Genomic DNA, 21,023 nt, shown 5'->3' on the forward strand with positions numbered 1-21,023 from the left:
AATTAGCAAAAAATATAGAAATTTTTCTAAAAAATAATATAATATTAGCAAGAAGCAAAATATGGAGGTAAAATGGAAAAACTAATACAAACTAATAGAACTATTTTATTTGAAGAAATTAATCCAGAAAAGTTGAATTTATTGACTTTAATAGGAGATTCTGAAGGACAAAATAGTTTAAGTGATGATAAAATTGAAGAAATTAATAAAGAACTACTTGTTGAAAGTTTTGAAGAATTTTTAATTAAATTTGATCCAACAATATATAGTTATTTTGATTCTTCAAAAAATAAAATCTGTTATTCTTTAGAAAGAAATGAAAATATTTCTAAAGATTGTGTTACAGAAATAAAAATTTGTAAAAATAATACATTTTTTAAAATGTTATTAGCTTTAATTGATGCTAGAAATAATAATAAAGTAAAAAATATTAATTTTAATTATGAAGATATTTTAGAATTATTAACGCCAAAAAGAATAATTGAAAATTTAAAGCAGACAAGAAAAGAAATAAATTATTTATACAATAAGTACGAAGAATTAGATGATAAAAATCCTGAGAAAAAGGAAATAGGAAGTAAACTAAATCATTGTTTTTTGGAAGCCTCGAAAAATTACAATAATGTTCTTGCAATGTTACCATTAGCAATTGAAGATATAGAAACAAGGTTATCCTTGAATACTATTAAGGGGAATTTAAATCAGATTGAAAAAATAAAACCAGGCTTGCTATATATAGGAGATAGTGGTGCTTTAGAAGTTGCGGAAATTAATACAATATCAAATCAATTACAAATAGAAACTAGTCAAAAAAATTCAGAAAAATTATCTCAAATTTTTATTGAAGATTACAATGAAAATGTAACATATAAAAGTAATTATGTTGCAGAATTAATATCAAGATCATATGTTCCCAATACAATACAAGTAGATGTAGATGTACAAAAAGAATTAAATAACTACAATAATTATTTAAATTTATATAAAACTTCTCAAGAAGACTTTATATTAATTTCTAAGGAGTTAATAAAAAAAGTTTTGGGAGTTAAGTTATATTTTGATCAATATAATACAAAATATAGACAAATGCAACCCAAATTATTAGTTGTTAATCTTAATACAGATTTATTAATGATTCCTAAAAATAAAAAGGCTTTAGATATTTATTTAAATACTGTTAATAATAAGAATGATTTTGCAAATACAATATGGTTTGCAATACTTGCAAACTTATCTTTAGAAGTAGAAATTGATGAAAAGAAACCTAAACAAAGATTTTTAAGCTATGATGAAAATGAAAATAATACAAAAAATAAAATAAGTTGTTTGTTACATTTAACAGATTTATTGGAAAAGTATAAAATTCAACTTTTCTTTAATTTTCATGCAAGTGACAAAACAGATTTTAAACACTTGTCTATAAGTGGCTTAGATGAATACAAAGAAAAAACTATGATGTTGGAAAATAAATCTTATTCAGAGTATTTAATACATGTATTCCCAAATTTTACAATAATACCTAAAAATAGATCTAAAGTGTCTGTTGGTAAAATGATGGGAGAAAATAACGAAGAATTATTTTACTATATTAATGGACTTTATATAGATTCAAGTTATATTGCAGCAGGTTTAGTATCGTCATATCAATGTCCAGGTTATTTAAAAGAAAGATTTACTTCAATAAGCAATAACACACCGGGAGTTAGAATAAATATAGAGTCAAATGAAAATAGTTTTGAATTAAAAACAACAATGCCAAAAGAAATTTCAGGTTATACAATAGATTTGAAAAATAAGATAAATGAAGCCAATTATGGATTTGTATTTTCATCTGAAAATTCTATATATAATAATAAAAATATCGAAAATATAACAGTATATAAAGCAAGAAGTATGAGTAGAAGTGATGGATACAATTATGAACCCATTTATAAAACATTAGCAAGTACATATATTGAAAGAATAATTAGATATGAAACAACGGATTTTAAAGAAGATAGATTAAAATTTTTCTTTAGTTCTAGTCCTAAAAGTACCAAGAGTATTTGGGAAAAGGATTCTATATATGTAAATTCAATTTTAAGAGCTGAAGATGATATGACTTATGCAATAATATCAGATACTTGTATATTGAATTTGAATTTTGCAGGAGATGTAAAACATCTTAATCTTAAAATTAATTCTAAAGAATGAAAGGAGGTGATATAGATGGGATTTAAGGTTGTGATAAAAGGAAGTAAAGATGAAATAGTTTTAGAAAAAGATAGGGTATTGGATGTTAAATATATTTCAGATACACCTAACGATTCTAATGCTAGGGCTACAGATTTAAGTGTTGGTTTGGAAATTAGTGGAAAAATAACTAATGAAAAAGATGATGTGACAAAGAAGTTGTGTCTTTGGTCTTTAGTACCTTCTGAAAATCAAGATGCGTATAGAAATTTAACATTTGAGATTATTTCAGCAGGGACTGTTATAAGAAAAATTAATCTGCCAAACACTTTTATTGTTGATTATACAGAAAGCTTCAATGTTAAAAATGGAACAGGAATATTTACAATGATGTTAAAGCAAAAAAAGGAAAAACTTGGTGAGATAACAATAGAAGGTGGATATGATGCAAATTGAAATTAGTACAAAAATACCGAAGTTTGAACACTATGGGCTTATAACATCTGAAAGTTTAAATTTACTTAGTGCTAATTTATTGAACTTTATACAGGCTAAATATGCTAGTTCCAGTGATGGAGTTGTTACAGGTTTTGAGATAAGCTATGACAAAATAGAAAATGTTTTCAAAATAAGTAGGGGTATATTAAAAATTGATAATAAAATATTCTATATTAATGATGAATTAAATTTGAATATACCTAGTGTAGAGGGAAGATATACTTGTATTGCTAAATTAAATAGCAAAATTACTAAAACTTATTATGATAATATTCTAACATTAGAATTGATTAATACTGCAGATTATAAGGGCGAATTTTTGCTATTTGAAATTATAATTAGACAAGGTGCAAAAATAAGTGATGAAATCGAAACTTTTGAAGAATATAGAGATGAATATAATACAGTAGATATAATTAATCAAAAATATTCAGTAAGTCATAGTAAAGTATCAACAATATCACCCATAATATTAAAAAAATGGGCATATCTTGCAAGTCATAAATTAAAAATAAGTCAAATTGATTTAAACTTTATTTTTCTTTGTTTCAATTCAGTTGTAAGCAAAGAATTAATTATTGCATATATAGAAAATAAGCTAGGCATTTCTATAGATGTATCTTGTGATAATAAAGAACTTATCAAAAAATTGGCAAATATATTAAGAAATAACAATAAAATTGATGTGAAAGAAATTAAAGAAAATGATGAATGTTTTTATCTTGAATAAATTAAGAAGAATATTAAAAAAAAATGAAAATAATTATTTAGTTAAAAATATTAAAAATAATCAGAAAGACTTTAAAACGGAAATTACAGTGATCTGTATAATATTGATTATAGGCTTTTTGTATGCCATTTTATCACAAAAAATAAAAAATTCAATTATTTTAGTAATAATGCTTTTAACACTGTATAATACAATGTTTATACTAACTTTGAATAAAAAAATTATTAAATTTATTAATCAAGAAATTAGTCTACAAAATGCAATTTTGAAAAAAAATAGATTAGAAATGTTAAATAAAAAAAATGCAATAAATAGATTAATTCTTTTAGATGAGATGGGTAACGACAAATGTGTTTATGAACTTAACAAATCGGAATATATAATTGGGAAAAATTCTAAAAGTTGTTTTGTTGATATTGATTTATCAGGTACCTTTAATGAAGAACTTGTAAGTCGAAGACAAGCAAGAATATTTAAAAAAGAAAATTCTTTTTATATAACAGATGAAGGTTCTAGAAATGGAACAGATTTAATAAAAATGAATAATAGAAAAATTAATTTAAGAGCTTTTAAGGAAGAAAAAATATTAATTGGAGATATTATTAGTATTAGTGGAATAAAAATTCTTGTAAATTGAGGAAAATATGAAATTAGATAGATGTGAAAAAGGTCATTTTTATGACATTTCTAAAGTGAAAAAATGTCCATATTGTGAAATGAAAAAAAATAATGAAATAAATTTTGAAGATTCTGAAATAGATATAGAAACAATAGCATATATACCTTTGAAAATAGATCCGGTTGTGGGTTGGCTAGTTTGTATTGAAGGCTTTGAAAAAGGAAAAGACTATAGATTAACAAATAAAAGAAATTTTGTTGGAAGTAGTACAGATTTAGATGTTTGTATACTTGGAGATAAAAAAATAGAAAAAAAGAATAATTTTGTAATAACATACAATGAAAAGCAAAAAGTTTTTGTGATTTCTCCAGGAGAAACAGGAAATTTAGTCTATGTAAATAAAAAGGCAATTTATGAAACAACTAAACTAGATTCATATAGTCTTATAGAAATAGGAGATACAAAGCTAGTATTTGTAAATTTTTGTGGAGATAATTTCACATGGCAGGTTTAATAGGCGAATATGTAAATGTAGATTTTATAGAAGAACAAAATACATATTTTGGTTATTTTGAAAACAGGGACTCTATTATATTTATACATGCTAAAAATATTAAAAGCATAAATAAAATATCAAAAATAGTAGTAGAATACATAGTCCAAGAACTTATAGAAGCTGAAGAATATACTGTTGAATATTTATGTTCAACTATAGAAAAATTAAAAAAATATATGGAAGAACAGAATATAAATGAATTAGATTCTCTAGCTATTATACAAAGTGATGCAAATACATATAATGCAGTTTTAATAGGGGATATAGTGTTTAAATATTTTGAAAATGGAAATATTGCTTTTGAAACAAAGGCGATGTCGAAATGTTTAGGGGGTGTTCAAAATATAAAAGCATATATTCTAGAAGATAAAAAATTGCATGAAAATGATAGCATAAAATTATATAATAAAGACTTAGATTGTGTTACTATTCTTTTCTCTAAAATATTGCAAAAAGATGCAATAAAAAGTAATAAGATTAACATTAAATTCTTAATAATCACATTCATTTTTCTTTTCTCTATTGTTTATGCGGCAATAAATATAGCAATAGTAAAAAAATATGATAGAAGTTTAGATGAAATAAATAATGATCTAGATATATATATTAAAAATTGTGAAGTTCAAAATATCAATATCGAAATTTCAAATATTGAAAAGTTATATAAGCAATTAGATAGAAAAAAATATTTAATAATTCCACAAAAAAAATTAATTAAGTTCTTAAATAATAAGGAAAAAATAAAAAAAATAAAAGAAGATATTAAAATTATTCAAAAAATAAAAAAAGAAATAAAAGAAGCAGAAGAAAATTTAAATTTAAATTCTTATAATACTACAAGGCAATTATATAAAGGTATATATATAATGCACACTAATCTGTTACCCATCGAATCAATAAAAAAACAAATCGATAAAAAACTTGTAATGCTTGATGAAATTGAAAATGTTGAAAAATATAAAGAACAGGCAGATCAATTTTTTGAACAAAAAGAATTTAGTAAGGCAAGAAAACTATATGAAAAAATAGAACAAATTGAATTAAAATATAAATCAAGTTCAAGTGTAAGTGAAAAAATACAAGAATGTAAAAAATATATTTCTGATCTTGAAGAAGAAACTAAAAAACTTATTCTTGTTATTGAAACACAAAAAAGTGTTAATTTAAAAAAAGCTATGAATCTTTACTTTGAGTTATTAAAAAAATATGAAATATTAGAAGATGAATTGAATATTAATGAAATAAAAAATAATATAAAAGTGTTAGAAAGTAACATTAAATATGAATATCAAAGAGCTGTTGATTTAAGAAATGAAGCAAAAGAATATCAAACAAATAAAAATTATAGAAATTCAATGGAATGCTTAATACAAAGTAATGAACTTTTAAAAAAACTCGATTTAGAAAATGAAATTGCAGTGAATGATATTGCTATTAGAAAGTTAAAAAATTTAATTAGTTCAGAGATTAAAGAGATAAAACAAAAATCTGAAAAAACTTCAATAAAAAAAGTAGATAAAGAAAAAGAGAGAAATCAAATAATAAATAGTATAAATCTAAGTATAAAGAAGGGAGATTCATATATAAAGGAGGATGACTGGAACAATGCAATAATTGAATATAAAAGAGCTTTAGATTTTTGTGAAACGATAGGAATACATGATGCAAAATATGAGAAATTAAAGAAAAAGCTAGGATATGCAATAAAAAAATCAAATGGCGGATGGTGGAAAATATGGAAGTGATAGCTAATGATAAAATAATAAAAATTTCAAATTTAAAGATATATGAAAATTACATAGTGAAAGAATACTATAATCGATATAAATTTGTAAAAGTAATAGCAGAAAATGAGATTAGTATAAATAAAAAATTAAAGAAATTAGGTTTAGTATATGTACCAAAATTATTATCTATTAAACAAAATGACAAATTTATAAAATTATACTTTGAAAAAATCGAAGGTAGAACTTTAGGAAATGTGAAATTCGTGTATATGAAATTCGAAGAAAAATATAGATTATTTTTCAAAATTTTAAATTTAATAAAGCTATTACACATGAATAATATAGTACATAATGATTTAAAAATGTCAAATATTATTCTTAATTATGATAAGGAAATATATTTAATTGATTTTGCTTTATCAACTTTAAAAGATGAGGCTAATTGTAAATATGATTTACAGGATTTAACAGCTATTGCTGAAAAAATTTTTGAAAAAAAGGTTATAATATCTGCAAATACTATACATGGCTATATAAAAAAAGTAAATGAAATTAAGTATTATCTTTCAAATAGTTAGAAAAAATATAGATTTCAAAATCAATCATTTTAGGCACGATAGTTATTATACTATTGTGTCTATTTAATTAAAGGTATTATGAAATGAGTTTTTATACAAAAGAAGAATTAATATTAAAAAATTATGATGAATTATATAAAATTGCAGTAGATGAAAGGTTAATAAATTTATTTTCCAAAGATAGAACAAAACAAGAATTAATAGAATTGATTTTAGAATATAGGGAAGATAAATATGATAAAAAAATTATAGATTTAAATTTAGAATCTTTTCAGAGATTGCAAGAAATTATTGATGAGCATTTAGTTATAATAGAAAAGCAAGCAATGGATATTGAAGTTCCAAGAAAAATTATAATATATCAAGATATATTATTTAATAAGGAAATTGATGAATATCATATTTTAATTTCAAAAAATCTTGATATAAATACAGATTTTGTTTTATTGATAGGTAAAAATTTATATATTTATTGCATATTTAGTCTTAAATTAGATATAGAATATAGGTCAGACAAATATTTAAAATACATATTTTCCAATAAATATGTTGAGAGATTTGATTTTGATAAAGAATTTTGTGAAGATGTAAAATTAGTTTTCTTTAATAATCAGATGGCTAATTTATTGATGGAAATTTATAAATTTCAACAAACACAATATATACCTGAAAAAATATACTGTTATTCTGTTAAAATTCTCGAAATAAAAGTTAAAAAAACAACGATTTCTTCTTATAAATTTCCAATATTATTTGTTGAAAATAAGATTATATGTAAATATTTTACAAAAGAATTTTCTATGTATATAAAGAAAATAGATACTAACAAAATATATGTTGAGTATTTTGAAAATGCAAAAGATATATTAACAAAAAGAAATAATATTTTTTATGGAACATATTTTAATGACATAGAGAAATTCTTCAGTAATTCTTCTGAATATATAGAAATATATGATGACTTTTTTAAAATGTTAAGAATAAATAAAAAGAAATTAATAAATTTGTTTTTGAATGAAATTATTGAATTAATTCAAAGTTTTTCAAAATGTAAATTTGATAAGTTTTATTCTGTAGGTCTTGATTTAAGAAATGAAAAATTTGAGTATTTAAGTATAAATTTTTTGATAAACTATTCTTTATTGAGTAAAAAAATAGTTTCAAAATTAGATACATATAAAAGTGATAAATATTTAATAATTACATCTGAAATAAATGCTTTCAAAATTACAAGTAATAATTATTCAATTATCGAGAAAGATATAAATTATATGGTTAAAATAGAAAGTACTTTAAACTTAAAAGAAAAATGTTTAAGTTATAATAAGCTATTGCATAAAATTATGAATTTGATAAAATTTAAAATTTTAAATATTCCTCAAGAAAATTTATTTCTTAAAGAAAAGATAGAATATTTAATGAATAATGGGTTTGAAAACTATCAAAAAGATTTTTTAAAAAATGTTGACCAAGCAGAAAAAATATATAAAACAGCTTATTATAATTATGAGCAAAGTTTAAATAGTGAATATACAACTATACAAAAAAATTACTACGATTTATATGATATTTCTAAAAGAATTATTGATGAATATAATGCAAATCCAAAAGAAACTGAGTATAAAATTGAAGAATATAAAATAGTTTTAAAAAAGAATGAAATAGATTTGATCTTATGTGCAGAAATGTATAATTTTTTAAATAATTTCTTTAAAGATTTCAAAATATTTGAGGTATTGAATATATATAAAGGTATTAATTTGTTTGGAATTTTTGTTAAGAGTGAATTATTTTATAATCTATTAAAAGAATTTATACCGGGTAAAATAATACATTTTTCTCAAGATTTAAAAAATAATTATAATAATATCTTAGAAACAGTAGCCAATTACATTGAAGACATTGATAAGGCTAAGGTAATTGTTAAAAATAATTATATGATAGATAAAATAAAATATGAAATATACTGCTATAATTTTAAAAATGAATTGAAATTAATAATGGATACTAAAAATGAAAATGTTGGTTATGTTGACAAATTAGCAAGTATTTCAATTTTAGAAATTTTTATACATGATTTAAATAAAAATAGAAAATATAATTTGAATTTGAATATAACAAAAAATTTTTATGAAAGAGATGAAATTGAAACGAAAATTAATCAAAATTATTTAAATGATATAGAGAATGAAATAGTAAGAATCTTTTTTAAGTACGAAGAAAAATTAACATATTTTTGTGCTAAAAGAATGGCTGATCAGGTCTATATTACTGATGAGATTGCTATAAAATTTGACAGTGTTTGAAAATCATGTTATACTGTTATTGCAATGAGGAGGTGCAAATGAAAAAATTACTTACTGCGTTTTTTGTCTTCGTAATGTTTTCGCAACAAGTTTATGCAAAGAGGGTAAAAAATAAGGAAAGTAGTCAATCATCTAATATCAAAGTTGACATCATAAAAAAGATAATTAATGAAGTAGACATCAACGATGATATTTTCAAATCCTTAAAGGAAGAAAACAAAAACCAACCTACGAATGTTGATACAAATTCACGAAGATTTACTCACTATCAAGTAGGAACTGCATCATACTATGGTGATAAGTGGAATGGAAGAAAAACATCGAATGGGGAAGTATTTAACACAAGTTTATTAACAGCTGCACATAAGAGCTTGCCTTTTGGTACCTTAGTTCGAGTTACTAATAACTCAAATGGCAAATCTGTAATAGTTAGAATTAATGACAGAGGACCTTTTGTGAAGGGTAGGGTTATAGATCTTACAAGAGCAGCATTTCAAGCAATAGAAAGTGTAAATAAAGGTCTAACTAGAGTAAAGTTAGAAATTATAAAATAATAAATTTTGGTTGGTAAAGTAAAAGCATTTATAATGCATTTACTTTAATGAATTGACTATGAGAACAGGCGTTTTTAACGCCTATTTTTATAACTTTAAATATAACAACGGTTATTTTAGATTGATAAAAATATTTAAATGTTGTACAATTAAATAGAATTATAAGAAAGGAGTGTATGTCTTCAAAAGAATACATACAGAAAAATATGTTCCTAAAAAGATCAAATAAATTAGCTATGGTAGATTTTGATGGATCAAAAATCACCTTCAATGATATGGTTGATTATGTAAAATATTTTTCAAATAATATATTTAAAGATATTGAAAAAAGAAAACATGTTTTAATAATAGCTGAAAATAGAAAAGAATGGGTATTTAGTTTTTTTGCATTATGGGATAAAAATGCGATACCTGTAGCAATTGATGCATTATGCACAAAAGAAGAAATTAAATATTATTTAAATGATTGTGATCCAGATGCTATTGTGGTTACAAATACAACTTATGATACTGTAAAATCTGCTATATCAGAAGTCGATAAAAGAATAAAATTATATAATATTGACGATTATGAATTAGCAAAGATTAGTGATGAAAGAGAATTAATTACACCAAAGGGTGAAGATGTTGCATTGATGATATATACTTCTGGTACTACAGGGAATGCGAAAGGTATTATGTTAACTTTTAATAATATTATTGGTGAAATTAAAGGGGTTCAAAGTGTTAATATAGCAAAAAGTGACGAACAAATTTTATCTATTTTACCTTATCATCATATTTTACCTTTAATGGCAACTTGCTTATTTGAATATTATTATGAAAATATGATGTCGGTAGTTTTAGTTGACAAGTTAACAAGTCAAGAAATATTAAAAAAATTAGAAGAAAATGATGTTACTATGCTTGTTGCAGTTCCTAGAGTTTATAAATTATTCTATAAGTCAATAAAGGAAAAAATAAATAGTAGTCTTATTGCAAGAATTTTTTATTCTATAGCTAAAAAAGTAAATAATAAGAAATTTTCTAAGTTTATTTTTAAAAAAGTTCACAATATCTTTGGTGGGAAATTGAGAACTATGATTGCTGGTGGTGCGAAATCAGATCCAGATATGATAGAATTTTTTGAAGTACTAGGTTTTACATATTGTGAAGGTTATGGTTTGTCAGAAACAGCACCAGTTGTGGCAGGAAGTGTACCACCTTTTCATAGAATAGGTACTGTAGGACATCCTTTAAAAAATGTAAAAGTAAAAATAATTGACAATGAATTATGTGTAAAAGGACCAATGGTAATGAAAGGTTACTATAATAAGCCTGAAAAAACAAAGGAAGTTTTTACAGAAGATGGTTGGTTTAGAACTGGGGATTTAGCTACTATAAGCGATGATGGGTATATAACAATTATCGGTCGTGCAAATGCAATGATAGTTTTATCAAATGGTAAAAATATAGATCCAGAAAAGTTAGAAAATAAAATACAAATGATGGCTGAAGATAAAATAGAAGAAATAGGAATATTTGGTAAAAATGATAAATTATGTGCTTTAATAGTACCAAAACCTAATATCGCTAATATTACAACTTATATTAGAGATGTTATTCAAATTTATAATAAAGAGGCACATAATTATGAAAAAATACTTAATTATAAGCTTGTAGAACAAGAGTTGCCTAAAACAAGGGTAGGTAAATTAAGAAGATTTATGTTACCTGAAATTTTTGGAGGTAAAGTAGAGAAAAAAGAAATAAAAAATGAACCAAATACTATGGCATATAAGGTACTTAAAGCATATATACAAAAAATGAAAAATACTGAAGTGGGTCCTGACGAAAACTTTGAAATTGAAATTGGTTTAGATTCATTAGATCAAATGGAATTTATAACTTATATAGAAAATAGTTTTAATTTAAAAATAGATGAAGAAATAATTTCAAAAAATCATAATTTAAGACTTTTATCAAAGTATATAGAACAATTATCAACTGAATTTAATGAAAAATTAATTGATTTATCATGTATAATTAAGGAAGCTCCATATAAAAAGTTAAATGATTCTATAGGTTCTTGTGTTGTTAAACCAATATTATTAGTTCTTAGTAAAATTTATTTTAGATTAAAAGTTACAGGAAAAAATAAAATTGAAGATACACCTACTATTTTTATAGCAAATCATGAAAGTTTTGTAGATGCACCCTTAATAATACAAGCTTTACCGAATAATATATTGAAAAAAACATATTTTTATGCATTAGAAAAATATTTTAAATCAAATATAATGAAATATATTTTAAAACATGCAAATGTAATAACCGTAAATATTGATAAAGATATTAAGGATAGTATAGAGCAAGTTTCAAATGTTTTAAAACAAAAGAAAAATATTTTTATATTCCCTGAAGGTTCAAGAACAAAGGATGGAAACTTAGCTGAATTTAAAAAGATATTTGCTATAATTTCAAAAGATTTAAATGTTAAAATTCAATGTATAGGAATTGATGGAGCTTATGAAGCATATTCAAGATTTTCAAAGTTTCCTAAACCTAAAAAAATAACTGTTGATGTATTGGATTCAGTTTATCCTAAAGATAAAACATATGATCAAATTGTAGAAGAATGTGTTAATATTTTCAAAGAATATAAGGAGTCTAAGAAAAAATGATAGGAATTATAGGAGCTATGAATGAAGAAATTTCTGTTATATTAAAAGAGCTAAAAGATATAGAAGAAATTTATAAATATAATATAAAATTTTATAAGGGTTTTTATAAAAATAAAGAAATAGTTGTAGTTGAATCAGGTGTTGGTATGGTAAATGCAAGTACTATTGCGACTCTTTTGATTTCAATTTTTGACATAGAATTGCTTCTTTTTTCTGGTGTAGCTGGTGGTTTAAAAGAAGGTATAAAAGTTGGAGATGTTGTTATTGGGACTTCATTTGTAGAATATATGTATGATTTATCTAAAATAGATAATAAATATGTTAAGGGTCAAATTGCTGGGACAAAAAAAAGAGATATAAGTGCATGTGATAAACTACTTAATTTTGTAAAAAAATTAAATTTAGAAAATATATATTATGGAAGAATAATATCTGGAGATACCTTCGTTGCAGATATGAAAATAAAGGAAGAATTGATAAAAGAATTTGATCCATTTGCTGTTGATATGGAAAGTGCAGCTGTTGCACATACTTGTGTTAAACTAGGTATAGATTATTTGATAATAAGATCAATATCAGATGCATATAAAGGAACATATGTTGAGTATGAAAAATTTTTGAACTATGCTTGTAATAATTCAAAAAATATTATATTTAATATATTAGAAAGGTTAATAAAATGAGAAATAAAGGTTTTTTAATTAGTTTAATAGAAATATTATTTATATGCTTTTTCTTATTTTTAATTTATAACAAAGGTTTATACATATATAATACATCAAAAATAGAAACAAATAAGGTTATTTCTAAATTTAATATTAGGGAGAAAAATTTTTATGAAAAAAAGTGAATTAGAAAAAAAGATATTGGAAGAATATATGAAAGAGAAAGATTTAATCTGTGGTTGTGAAGAAATAAGTTTTGAAGATTATAAAAAATATTATTTAGCAACTAAAAAAAAGAAGTAGTTCATGTGACTACTTCTTTCTTTTTTTGAATAAACCTTGTAAAATTAATGCTAAGGCTCCATCACCTGTAATATTACATGCTGTTCCAAAGCTATCTTGAAGTGCAAATATTGTTAGCATTAGTGCAACGCCTGTATCGTTAAAATGCAAAACTGATATAATTATACCTAAGGAAGCAAGAACTGTACCTCCAGGTACTCCAGGAGCACCAACTGCAAATATACCAAGTAATAATATAAATAGTATCATTGTAGATAAACTAGGTAATTGATTATATAAAATTTGTGAAACAGTCATAAGAAAAAATACTTCTGTTAGTACTGAACCACATAGATGAGTTGTAGAACCTAAAGGTATTGCGAAATCAACTATATCATCATCTAGTACTTTTGATTTTTTAGCACAATTAAGAGCCATAGGCAATGTAGCTGCAGAAGACATAGTTCCAATAGCTGTTAAATAGGCAGGGCCATAATATTTTAATAAATCAAATGGATTTTTCTTTGATATAAAGCCTGCAATTGAGTATAAAATAAATAGCCAAACATAATGTGCAATTATAACAATAATAACTATCTTTAAGAAAACAGGTAATTGTTTTGTAATAGTTCCTTCATATGAGAGACAAGCAAAAGTGCTTGCAATAAATAAAGGAAGTATAGGAATTATTAAATTATTAACTATGCATAAAATAATATTATTAAATTCATTTAGTAAATCTTCAAATTTTTTTGAATTAGTTGTTACGACAGCTAAGCCTAATAAAATTGCAAGAATTAGTGCAGACATAACAGACATTATTGGTGGGATTTCCACTTTGAAAATTAATTTTGGTAAAATTTTTAAATTATTTACTTGGTTTACGATAGATAATCTGGGTATTAATATTCTACCAAGTATTAATGAAAAAAATGCAGCACCTATTGATGAAATATATGATAAACAAATCATAACAAAAAGCATTTTTCCAGCATTTTTTTTCATCTTAGTTAGAGCTGGTGCGATAAAACCTAGAATAATTAATGGAATTACAAAGAAAATTATTTGTGCTAAAATAAATTTTATAGTATTTATTATACCAATTACCATTTCATTTGAAAAAATTCCAATAATTATACCTATTACAACTGCGATACATAATTTAATTATTAAAGAATCTTTAAGTTTTAGCATATAAGCCTCCCTAATTTTTATTTACGATAAACCCCTCTTTTTTTAATATGTTTAATACATCATTTCCATGTTCTTTGTTTTTACATTCTAGAACAATACTTAATAATTGTTCATTAACATTCAAATCACTATCATATCTTGTTTGATTAAGATAAAGAATATTTACCTTATTATTTTTTAATATTTCTGTAACTTTATTAACTTGTCCTATAGAATCAGATAATTTTATTGTTAAATGCATTCTTCTTCCTTGGATTATTTGTGCTTTATTAACAATTTTTTCGATATTATTTATATCAATATTTCCTCCAGAAATAATGCAGCACACATTTTTATTTCTTACATCTACTTTATGTGATAAAAGACCTGCAAGCGAAGTTGCACCAGCACCTTCAGCAACTATTTTTGATTTTTCTAGTAAAAATAAGATGGATTCAACTATATTATCTTCACTGACTGTGATAATATCATCAACATATTTCTTTATTATTTCAAAAGTTTTGTCACCTGCTTTTGCAACAGCTATTCCATCAGCAAGTGTTGAACAAGAGTTAAGGCAAATAGGTTTTCCTACTTCAATAGCTCTTTTCATAGATGCAGCTCCTTCTGCTTCAACTCCAACTATTTTAATATTTGGATTAATACTTTTTGCAGCAATAGCAACACCAGCTAATAAACCACCTCCACCAACAGGAGCAAAGATTATATCCATTTTTTCACATTCATTTAATATTTCAAGACCAATAGTTCCTTGACCAGCAATAACATAATCATCATTAAAAGGGTGTAAAAATACTAATTTTTCTTTTTCTTGAATTTCAAGTGCTTTTTGGTAAGCCATATCATAATATGAACCATATTGAACAACACGAGCTCCATAGCTTTTTGTAGCACTTACTTTTGATAGAGGTGCATTTTCTGGCATTACTATAGTAGCTGATATATTTGCAGCCTTTGCTCCAAGTGCAACACCTTGTGCATGATTTCCAGCCGAGGAAGCAATAACACCACATTTTTTCTCATTATCACTTAAATTCATTATTTTATTTATAGCACCACGAACTTTAAATGAACCAGTTCTTTGTAAATTTTCAAGTTTCAAATAAACTTTGGCATCTGTAAGTTCATCTAAAGTTGGACATTCCATTAATGGAGTCTTTTTAATACTACTTTTAATATTTTCATAAGCTTTTCTTATATCGTTCAAATTAATCATATTTTTTCACCTCAAGATAAAATAATTATTTCCAATAATCTAATTTTGTATCATCTAAGCCTATATTCTTTGCAATAAAAATAGGATCTAAGCCTTTTTTTAGTTGTGATTTATAATCATCTAATGCACGAAAAGCAATATTAGATAAGTATAGAATAGTAGGTATATTAATTAAGCACATGATTCCCATTAAGAAATCAGATAAGTTCCATGCAAAGTCCATTTTCATTCCACAACCTAAGAAAATGAAAATACTCGCAAGTATTCTATAAGCAATTTGAAAGTTTTTTGACGGGTCTTTTTTTAAGCAATATGCAATACAAGAGTCAACATAATATAAATTTCCTAAAAGTGTAGTGAAAGAAAACAATGCAAGTGAAAAAGTAATAAATATATGCCCATAGAAACCAAAAATAGTAGCTAATGACATTTGTACATATTTAGCACCGGCAATATTAGCTTGAGGTTCAATTCCAGATGAAAGACATATAAATGCAGTTGCAGAGCAAATAACTAAAGTGTCTATGAAAACTGAAATCATTTGTACAAGACCTTGTTTAACAGGATGAGTAGTCATTGAACTAGCAGCAGCATTTGGACTTGAACCCATACCAGCTTCATTTGAATATAGTCCTCTTTTAATTCCTTCAACTAAGCAAGAACTTGAAATACCACCAAATATTGCTCTAAAGTTAAAAGCATCTAAAAAAATTCTTTTCATTACACTTGGAAAAAGAGTATAATTTTTAAAAATAATTATTAGTGAAACTAAAATAAATATAAGCCCCATTAAAGGAACTAATATACTTGTTACTTTTATTATTCTCTTTCCTCCACCTAATATACAAAATCCAGCTATTATAGATAGAAATAGACCTATTAACCAAGGTGTAGTTTTAGGATTGTAAAAAGTATAGACTCTAAATGAATCTTGTAAATTAAAGGAAGCTAACATGTTGAAACCAACAGCATAAGTTAAAATTAAACTAATAGCAAATATTAAACCTAGAGTTTTGCTTCCAATACCATTTTGTATGTAATAAGATGGACCACCATATGAACCATTTTTACCCTTTTTCTTGTAAATTTGTGCTAAGGTAGATTCAATAAAGGCTGATGATGAACCAATAATAGCAATTATCCACATCCAAAATATTGCTCCATAACCACCTATGCATATAGCATTTGAAACCCCAACGATATTACCAGTTCCAACTCTTGAAGCAGTTGAAACCATTAATGCTTGAAATGATGAGACTTCGCCTTTTTTAGGAGTTTCAGTGATTACTGAAAAGGCATTTTTTAATAAACTTAATTGAATTAATCCTGTTTTAAATGTGAAATAAAGTCCACTAGCAATTAAAAGTATTATCAATATAGGATAATATAGAATTGCATTTATACTATTTAAAAAATTCATAATTTCCCCCTTTTTTTATTTGTGTAAATTTTATCATAATTAAATAAATTAATCAAAAATTATACATTTATTAAAAGAGGAATTTTTTATTAGTTCAATAATTTTCTTTGGATATACAGTATATTTATCTATAGTATTTAAATCTAACCAATAAAATTTATTTATTTTTTCTTCTTCTTTATTTTTAAAATTTTTATCAGGAAGCCCTTTTATATCAATTAAAAAATAAAAGCAAACTTCATGATTTCCATTGTAAAAAGCTTCATGCACATAAATACATTCATTTATAGTACAATTAAAACCAAGTTCTTCTTTTATTTCTCTTTTTAAAGCAACTTTTGCATTTTCATTTATGTGTATTCTACCTCCTGGTAAATAAAAATAAGTGCCTTTATCATTTATACATAATAATTTGTTATTTTTAATAATGATACCTCTTGTTCTTAAATTAAAATTAGTACCAGATATATTTGTTGAAATATCCATATTTATGCACCGCCTTTAATATATTGTAACATAAAAATTGAAAAATAAAAAAAATGTGATAAAATGAAATTAGAAATATACAAAAAAATATTTGCTAATTTTCCATATTTGTAAAAAAAAGGAGGTTATAATTATAATGAACATAAGGAAAATATGTTTAGTATAATAGAGGAGGCCAAATTTATGGTTATAAATGTAAGAAGTGAAATTAACAGATTAAAAAAAGTATTACTTCACAGACCTGGAAATGAATTATTGAATTTAACACCAGATTCTCTACAAAGATTACTATTCGATGATGTTCCATTTTTAAAAGTTGCACAAAAAGAGCATGATGCTTTTGCACAAATTTTAAGAAATAATGGAGTAGAAGTTGTTTATTTAGAAGACTTAGTTGCAGAAACTCTTGATAGTTCTGAAGAATTAAAAGTAAAGTTTTTAACACAATTTATTGAAGAAGGTGGAGTTAAACATGAAGTTTATAAAAAAGCTTTACTAGATTTTTTCTTGAAATATAAGGATACAAAAGAAATGGTATTAAAAACTATGGAAGGTGTTAACATGTCAGAACTAAATATGCCAAGACATGATTTGGTTAGCTATTTAGAAGATCCGACAGAATTAATATTAGATCCTATGCCAAACCTATATTTCACAAGAGATCCTTTTGCTTCAGTACAAAATGGTGTTATATTAAATAGAATGTATTCAGTTACTAGAAATAGGGAAACTATTTATGCTTACTATATTTTCCATTATCATCCAGAATATAAAGGAAAAGTTACAATGTTTTATGATAGAACTAATCCATTTCATATAGAAGGTGGAGATGTTTTAAATATTAATAATGAAACACTTGCTATAGGTATTTCACAAAGAACAGAAGCTGCAGCGATAGATTTGGCAGCTAAGAAGTTACTATTTGATAAAGAAAATTCAAATATTAAAACAATATTAGCATTTAGAATAGCTGAATCAAGAGCATTTATGCACTTAGATACAGTATTTACACAAATAGATTATGATAAATTTAGTGTTCACCCAGCAATTTTAGGACCTTTAGAAGTTTATGAAATTACTAGAAATGGGGATGACATAAAGGTAATTAAAAAAGAAGGTAAATTAGAAGATATTTTGTCTAACTGCCTAGGTAAGAAAGTAACATTAATACCTTGTGGTGGCGGAAATAGAATAGCTGCAGAAAGAGAACAATGGAATGATGGATCTAATACATTATGTATAGCTCCAGGTACTGTTGTAGTTTATGATAGAAATGAAGTTACAAATGCCTTATTAAGAGAACATGGTATTAATGTAATAGAAATGCCAAGTGCTGAATTATCAAGAGGTCGTGGAGGACCTAGATGTATGAGTATGCCATTAATAAGAGAAAATGATTAGAGAAAGGAAAAAAGAAAATGCCAAAGAATTTACAAGGAAGAAGTTTTTTAAAATTATTAGATTTTACAAGTCAAGATATAAGATATTTGTTAGATTTATCAAAAAAATTTAAGGAATTAAAATTAACTAGAACACCACATAAGTATCTTGAAGGTAAAAATATTGCATTATTATTTGAAAAAACATCAACAAGAACTAGATGTGCATTTGAAGTTGCAGGGTATGATTTAGGTATGGGAGTTACATATCTAGAACCAGGTTCATCACAAATGGGTAAAAAAGAAAGTATTGCAGATACAGCTAGAGTACTAGGTAGAATGTATGATGGAATAGAATATAGAGGTTTTTCACAAGATTTAGTACAAGAATTATCAGATAAAGCTGGTGTTCCTGTTTGGAATGGTTTAACAGATATGTTCCATCCAACACAAATGCTTGCTGACTTATTAACAATTGAAGAAAACTTTGGGCATTTAAAGGGTATAAATTTTACATTTATGGGTGATGCAAGAAATAATGTGGCTAATTCATTATTAATAGCTTGTGCAAAAATGGGACTTAATTTTACAGCTTGTGGACCTAAGGAATTAGTTCCAAAAGAATCATTAATTGAAAAAGCAAAAGAAATTGCAAAAGAAACTGGAGCAAAGATAAAATTTACTGAAAATGTTGAAGAAGGTTGTAAAAATGCAGATGTAATTTATACAGATATTTGGGTATCAATGGGAGAACCAGATTCTGTTTGGGAACAAAGAATAAAATTATTAAGTCCTTATCAAGTAAATAAAAAAGCTATGGAATATGCAAATTCTGAAGCAATTTTCTTACATTGTTTACCATCATTCCATGATAGAAATACAACAATAGGTGAACAAATATTTGAAAAATATGGTTTACCTGAAATGGAAGTTGCAAATGAAATCTTTGAAGGCCCTCAATCAAAGGTTTTTGATGAAGCTGAAAATAGAATGCATACAATAAAAGCAGTTATGTATGCAACATTAAAATAATGAAAAAAAGAATTGTAATAGCTTTAGGAGGAAATGCTCTAGGTAAGACACCTGAACAACAATTAGAATTAGTTCGTGGAACTGCTAGAGTGATAGTTGAAATGGCCAAAGAGGGATATGATATAATAGTTGGTCATGGAAATGGACCTCAAGTTGGAATGATAAATCTTGCAATGGATTATGCAGCAAATGGAAGTGCTGGGACACCATATATGCCTTTTGCTGAATGTGGAGCTATGAGTCAAGGTTACATAGGATATCATTTACAACAAGCTATAAGGGAAGAATTAAAAAGACAACAACTAGAAAAAGATGTTATTTCAGTTGTTACACAAGTATTAGTTGATCCAAAAGATAAAGCTTTTGAAAATCCAACAAAACCAGTTGGAATGTTTTATACAAAGGAACAAGCAGATAAAATTTCAAAAGAAAAAAATTTCGTATTTGTTGAAGATGCAGGTAGAGGTTATAGAAGGGTTGTGCCATCTCCATTACCACTTGAAATTATTGAATTAAATAGCATAGAAAAATTAGTTAATGCTAATACTATAGTTATAGCAGTTGGTGGCGGAGGAATACCGGTAATAAATACAATTAATGGTTTAAAGGGAGTAGATGCAGTAATAGATAAAGATAGATCTAGTGCAAAATTAGCCTTAGATTTAAAAGCAGATATGTTAGTTATATTAACAGCGGTTGACAATGTTTATATAAATTATAATAAGGTTAATCAAGAAAAATTATCTACATTGACTTTAGATGAAGCAAATCGCTATATAAAAGAAGGTCAGTTCGCTAAAGGAAGTATGTTACCTAAAGTTGAAGCTTGTATTGATTTTGTTAAACACTCAAATAATGCTACAGCATTGATTACATCTCTAGAAAAAGCAGCTCAAGCTTTAAAAGGTGAAGTTGGAACAATTATAAAAAAATAAGTTTATATAGA

General features: G+C 24.8%; 19 protein-coding genes. 15 read left to right on the forward strand and 4 right to left on the reverse strand.

Annotation, left to right across the window (positions count from 1 at the left end; translation table 11 throughout):
* Positions 1-72: 72 nt before the first annotated feature.
* The 12 genes from AWT65_RS05435 (at position 73) to AWT65_RS06825 (ending at position 13,371) form a co-directional block, all read left to right on the forward strand.
* Positions 73-2,193: a transcriptional regulator gene (locus AWT65_RS05435; RefSeq protein ID WP_066730022.1), complete on the forward strand. Its 2,121-nt coding sequence runs from the start codon at positions 73-75 to the stop codon at positions 2,191-2,193.
* A gap of 15 nt (positions 2,194-2,208) precedes the next feature.
* The gene (locus AWT65_RS05440; RefSeq protein ID WP_066730023.1) at positions 2,209-2,628 is read left to right on the forward strand and encodes a hypothetical protein; all 420 of its coding nucleotides are present in this window, start codon (positions 2,209-2,211) and stop codon (positions 2,626-2,628) included.
* Complete coding sequence (locus AWT65_RS05445; protein ID WP_157055067.1) at positions 2,615-3,400, forward strand: hypothetical protein; 786 nt, start codon at positions 2,615-2,617, stop codon at positions 3,398-3,400. Before AWT65_RS05440 ends, AWT65_RS05445 begins: the two co-directional genes overlap by 14 nt.
* Positions 3,375-4,037 carry an FHA domain-containing protein gene (locus AWT65_RS05450; protein ID WP_083497841.1) on the forward strand — a complete coding sequence of 221 codons (663 nt, stop codon included), beginning with the start codon at positions 3,375-3,377 and terminating at the stop codon, positions 4,035-4,037. The genes AWT65_RS05445 and AWT65_RS05450 overlap by 26 nt, the downstream gene beginning before the upstream one ends.
* Before the next feature lie 7 nt (positions 4,038-4,044).
* A complete protein-coding gene (locus tag AWT65_RS05455) occupies positions 4,045-4,533 on the forward strand; it encodes an FHA domain-containing protein (protein ID WP_066730026.1) in 489 nt (162 codons plus the stop codon).
* Positions 4,521-6,320, forward strand: a complete 1,800-nt coding sequence (locus AWT65_RS05460; protein WP_066730027.1) for a hypothetical protein — start codon at positions 4,521-4,523, stop codon at positions 6,318-6,320. Before AWT65_RS05455 ends, AWT65_RS05460 begins: the two co-directional genes overlap by 13 nt.
* Positions 6,311-6,880, forward strand: coding sequence for a protein kinase domain-containing protein (locus AWT65_RS05465; protein ID WP_066730028.1), 570 nt, complete (start codon positions 6,311-6,313; stop codon positions 6,878-6,880). The genes AWT65_RS05460 and AWT65_RS05465 overlap by 10 nt, the downstream gene beginning before the upstream one ends.
* 83 nt (positions 6,881-6,963) lie before the next feature.
* Positions 6,964-9,186: a hypothetical protein gene (locus AWT65_RS05470; protein WP_066730029.1), complete on the forward strand. Its 2,223-nt coding sequence runs from the start codon at positions 6,964-6,966 to the stop codon at positions 9,184-9,186.
* A 38-nt stretch (positions 9,187-9,224) separates the two neighbouring features.
* Positions 9,225-9,740: a septal ring lytic transglycosylase RlpA family protein gene (locus AWT65_RS05475; RefSeq protein WP_066730030.1), complete on the forward strand. Its 516-nt coding sequence runs from the start codon at positions 9,225-9,227 to the stop codon at positions 9,738-9,740.
* Positions 9,741-9,916: 176 nt separating this feature from the next.
* Complete coding sequence (locus AWT65_RS05480; RefSeq protein ID WP_232292794.1) at positions 9,917-12,403, forward strand: AMP-binding protein; 2,487 nt, start codon at positions 9,917-9,919, stop codon at positions 12,401-12,403.
* A complete protein-coding gene (locus AWT65_RS05485; protein WP_066730031.1) occupies positions 12,400-13,086 on the forward strand; it encodes a 5'-methylthioadenosine/adenosylhomocysteine nucleosidase in 687 nt (228 codons plus the stop codon). Before AWT65_RS05480 ends, AWT65_RS05485 begins: the two co-directional genes overlap by 4 nt.
* 153 nt (positions 13,087-13,239) lie before the next feature.
* Positions 13,240-13,371, forward strand: coding sequence for a hypothetical protein (locus AWT65_RS06825; RefSeq protein ID WP_269744844.1), 132 nt, complete (start codon positions 13,240-13,242; stop codon positions 13,369-13,371).
* A gap of 9 nt (positions 13,372-13,380) precedes the next feature.
* Here the strand turns inward: AWT65_RS06825 and AWT65_RS05490 are convergent, their stop codons facing one another.
* The 4 genes from AWT65_RS05490 to AWT65_RS05505 are packed head-to-tail and all read right to left on the reverse strand — an operon-like array spanning position 13,381 to position 17,666.
* Entirely contained in the window at positions 13,381-14,544 is a 1,164-nt protein-coding gene (locus AWT65_RS05490) for a dicarboxylate/amino acid:cation symporter (protein WP_066730032.1), read from the reverse strand.
* Between the two features lie 10 nt (positions 14,545-14,554).
* Positions 14,555-15,760: a threonine ammonia-lyase gene (gene ilvA, locus AWT65_RS05495; RefSeq protein ID WP_066730033.1), complete on the reverse strand. Its 1,206-nt coding sequence runs from the start codon at positions 15,758-15,760 to the stop codon at positions 14,555-14,557.
* A 25-nt stretch (positions 15,761-15,785) separates the two neighbouring features.
* Positions 15,786-17,180, reverse strand: a complete 1,395-nt coding sequence (locus tag AWT65_RS05500) for an alanine/glycine:cation symporter family protein (RefSeq protein WP_066730034.1) — start codon at positions 17,178-17,180, stop codon at positions 15,786-15,788.
* Positions 17,181-17,228: 48 nt separating this feature from the next.
* Entirely contained in the window at positions 17,229-17,666 is a 438-nt protein-coding gene (locus tag AWT65_RS05505) for an NUDIX hydrolase (RefSeq protein ID WP_066730035.1), read from the reverse strand.
* Positions 17,667-17,849: 183 nt separating this feature from the next.
* Here AWT65_RS05505 and arcA point away from each other — a divergent pair, with 183 nt between their 5' ends.
* The 3 genes from arcA to arcC are packed head-to-tail and all read left to right on the forward strand — an operon-like array spanning position 17,850 to position 21,012.
* The gene (gene arcA, locus AWT65_RS05510) at positions 17,850-19,067 is read left to right on the forward strand and encodes an arginine deiminase (protein ID WP_066730036.1); all 1,218 of its coding nucleotides are present in this window, start codon (positions 17,850-17,852) and stop codon (positions 19,065-19,067) included.
* 17 nt (positions 19,068-19,084) lie between these two features.
* Positions 19,085-20,077: an ornithine carbamoyltransferase gene (gene argF, locus AWT65_RS05515; RefSeq protein ID WP_066730037.1), complete on the forward strand. Its 993-nt coding sequence runs from the start codon at positions 19,085-19,087 to the stop codon at positions 20,075-20,077.
* Entirely contained in the window at positions 20,077-21,012 is a 936-nt protein-coding gene (gene arcC, locus AWT65_RS05520) for a carbamate kinase (protein WP_066730038.1), read from the forward strand. The genes argF and arcC overlap by 1 nt, the downstream gene beginning before the upstream one ends.
* The last annotated feature ends 11 nt before the right edge of the window (positions 21,013-21,023 follow it).

Source organism: Sneathia sanguinegens (assembly GCF_001517935.1).
GTDB classification, from domain to species: Bacteria; Fusobacteriota; Fusobacteriia; order Fusobacteriales; family Leptotrichiaceae; genus Sneathia; species Sneathia sanguinegens.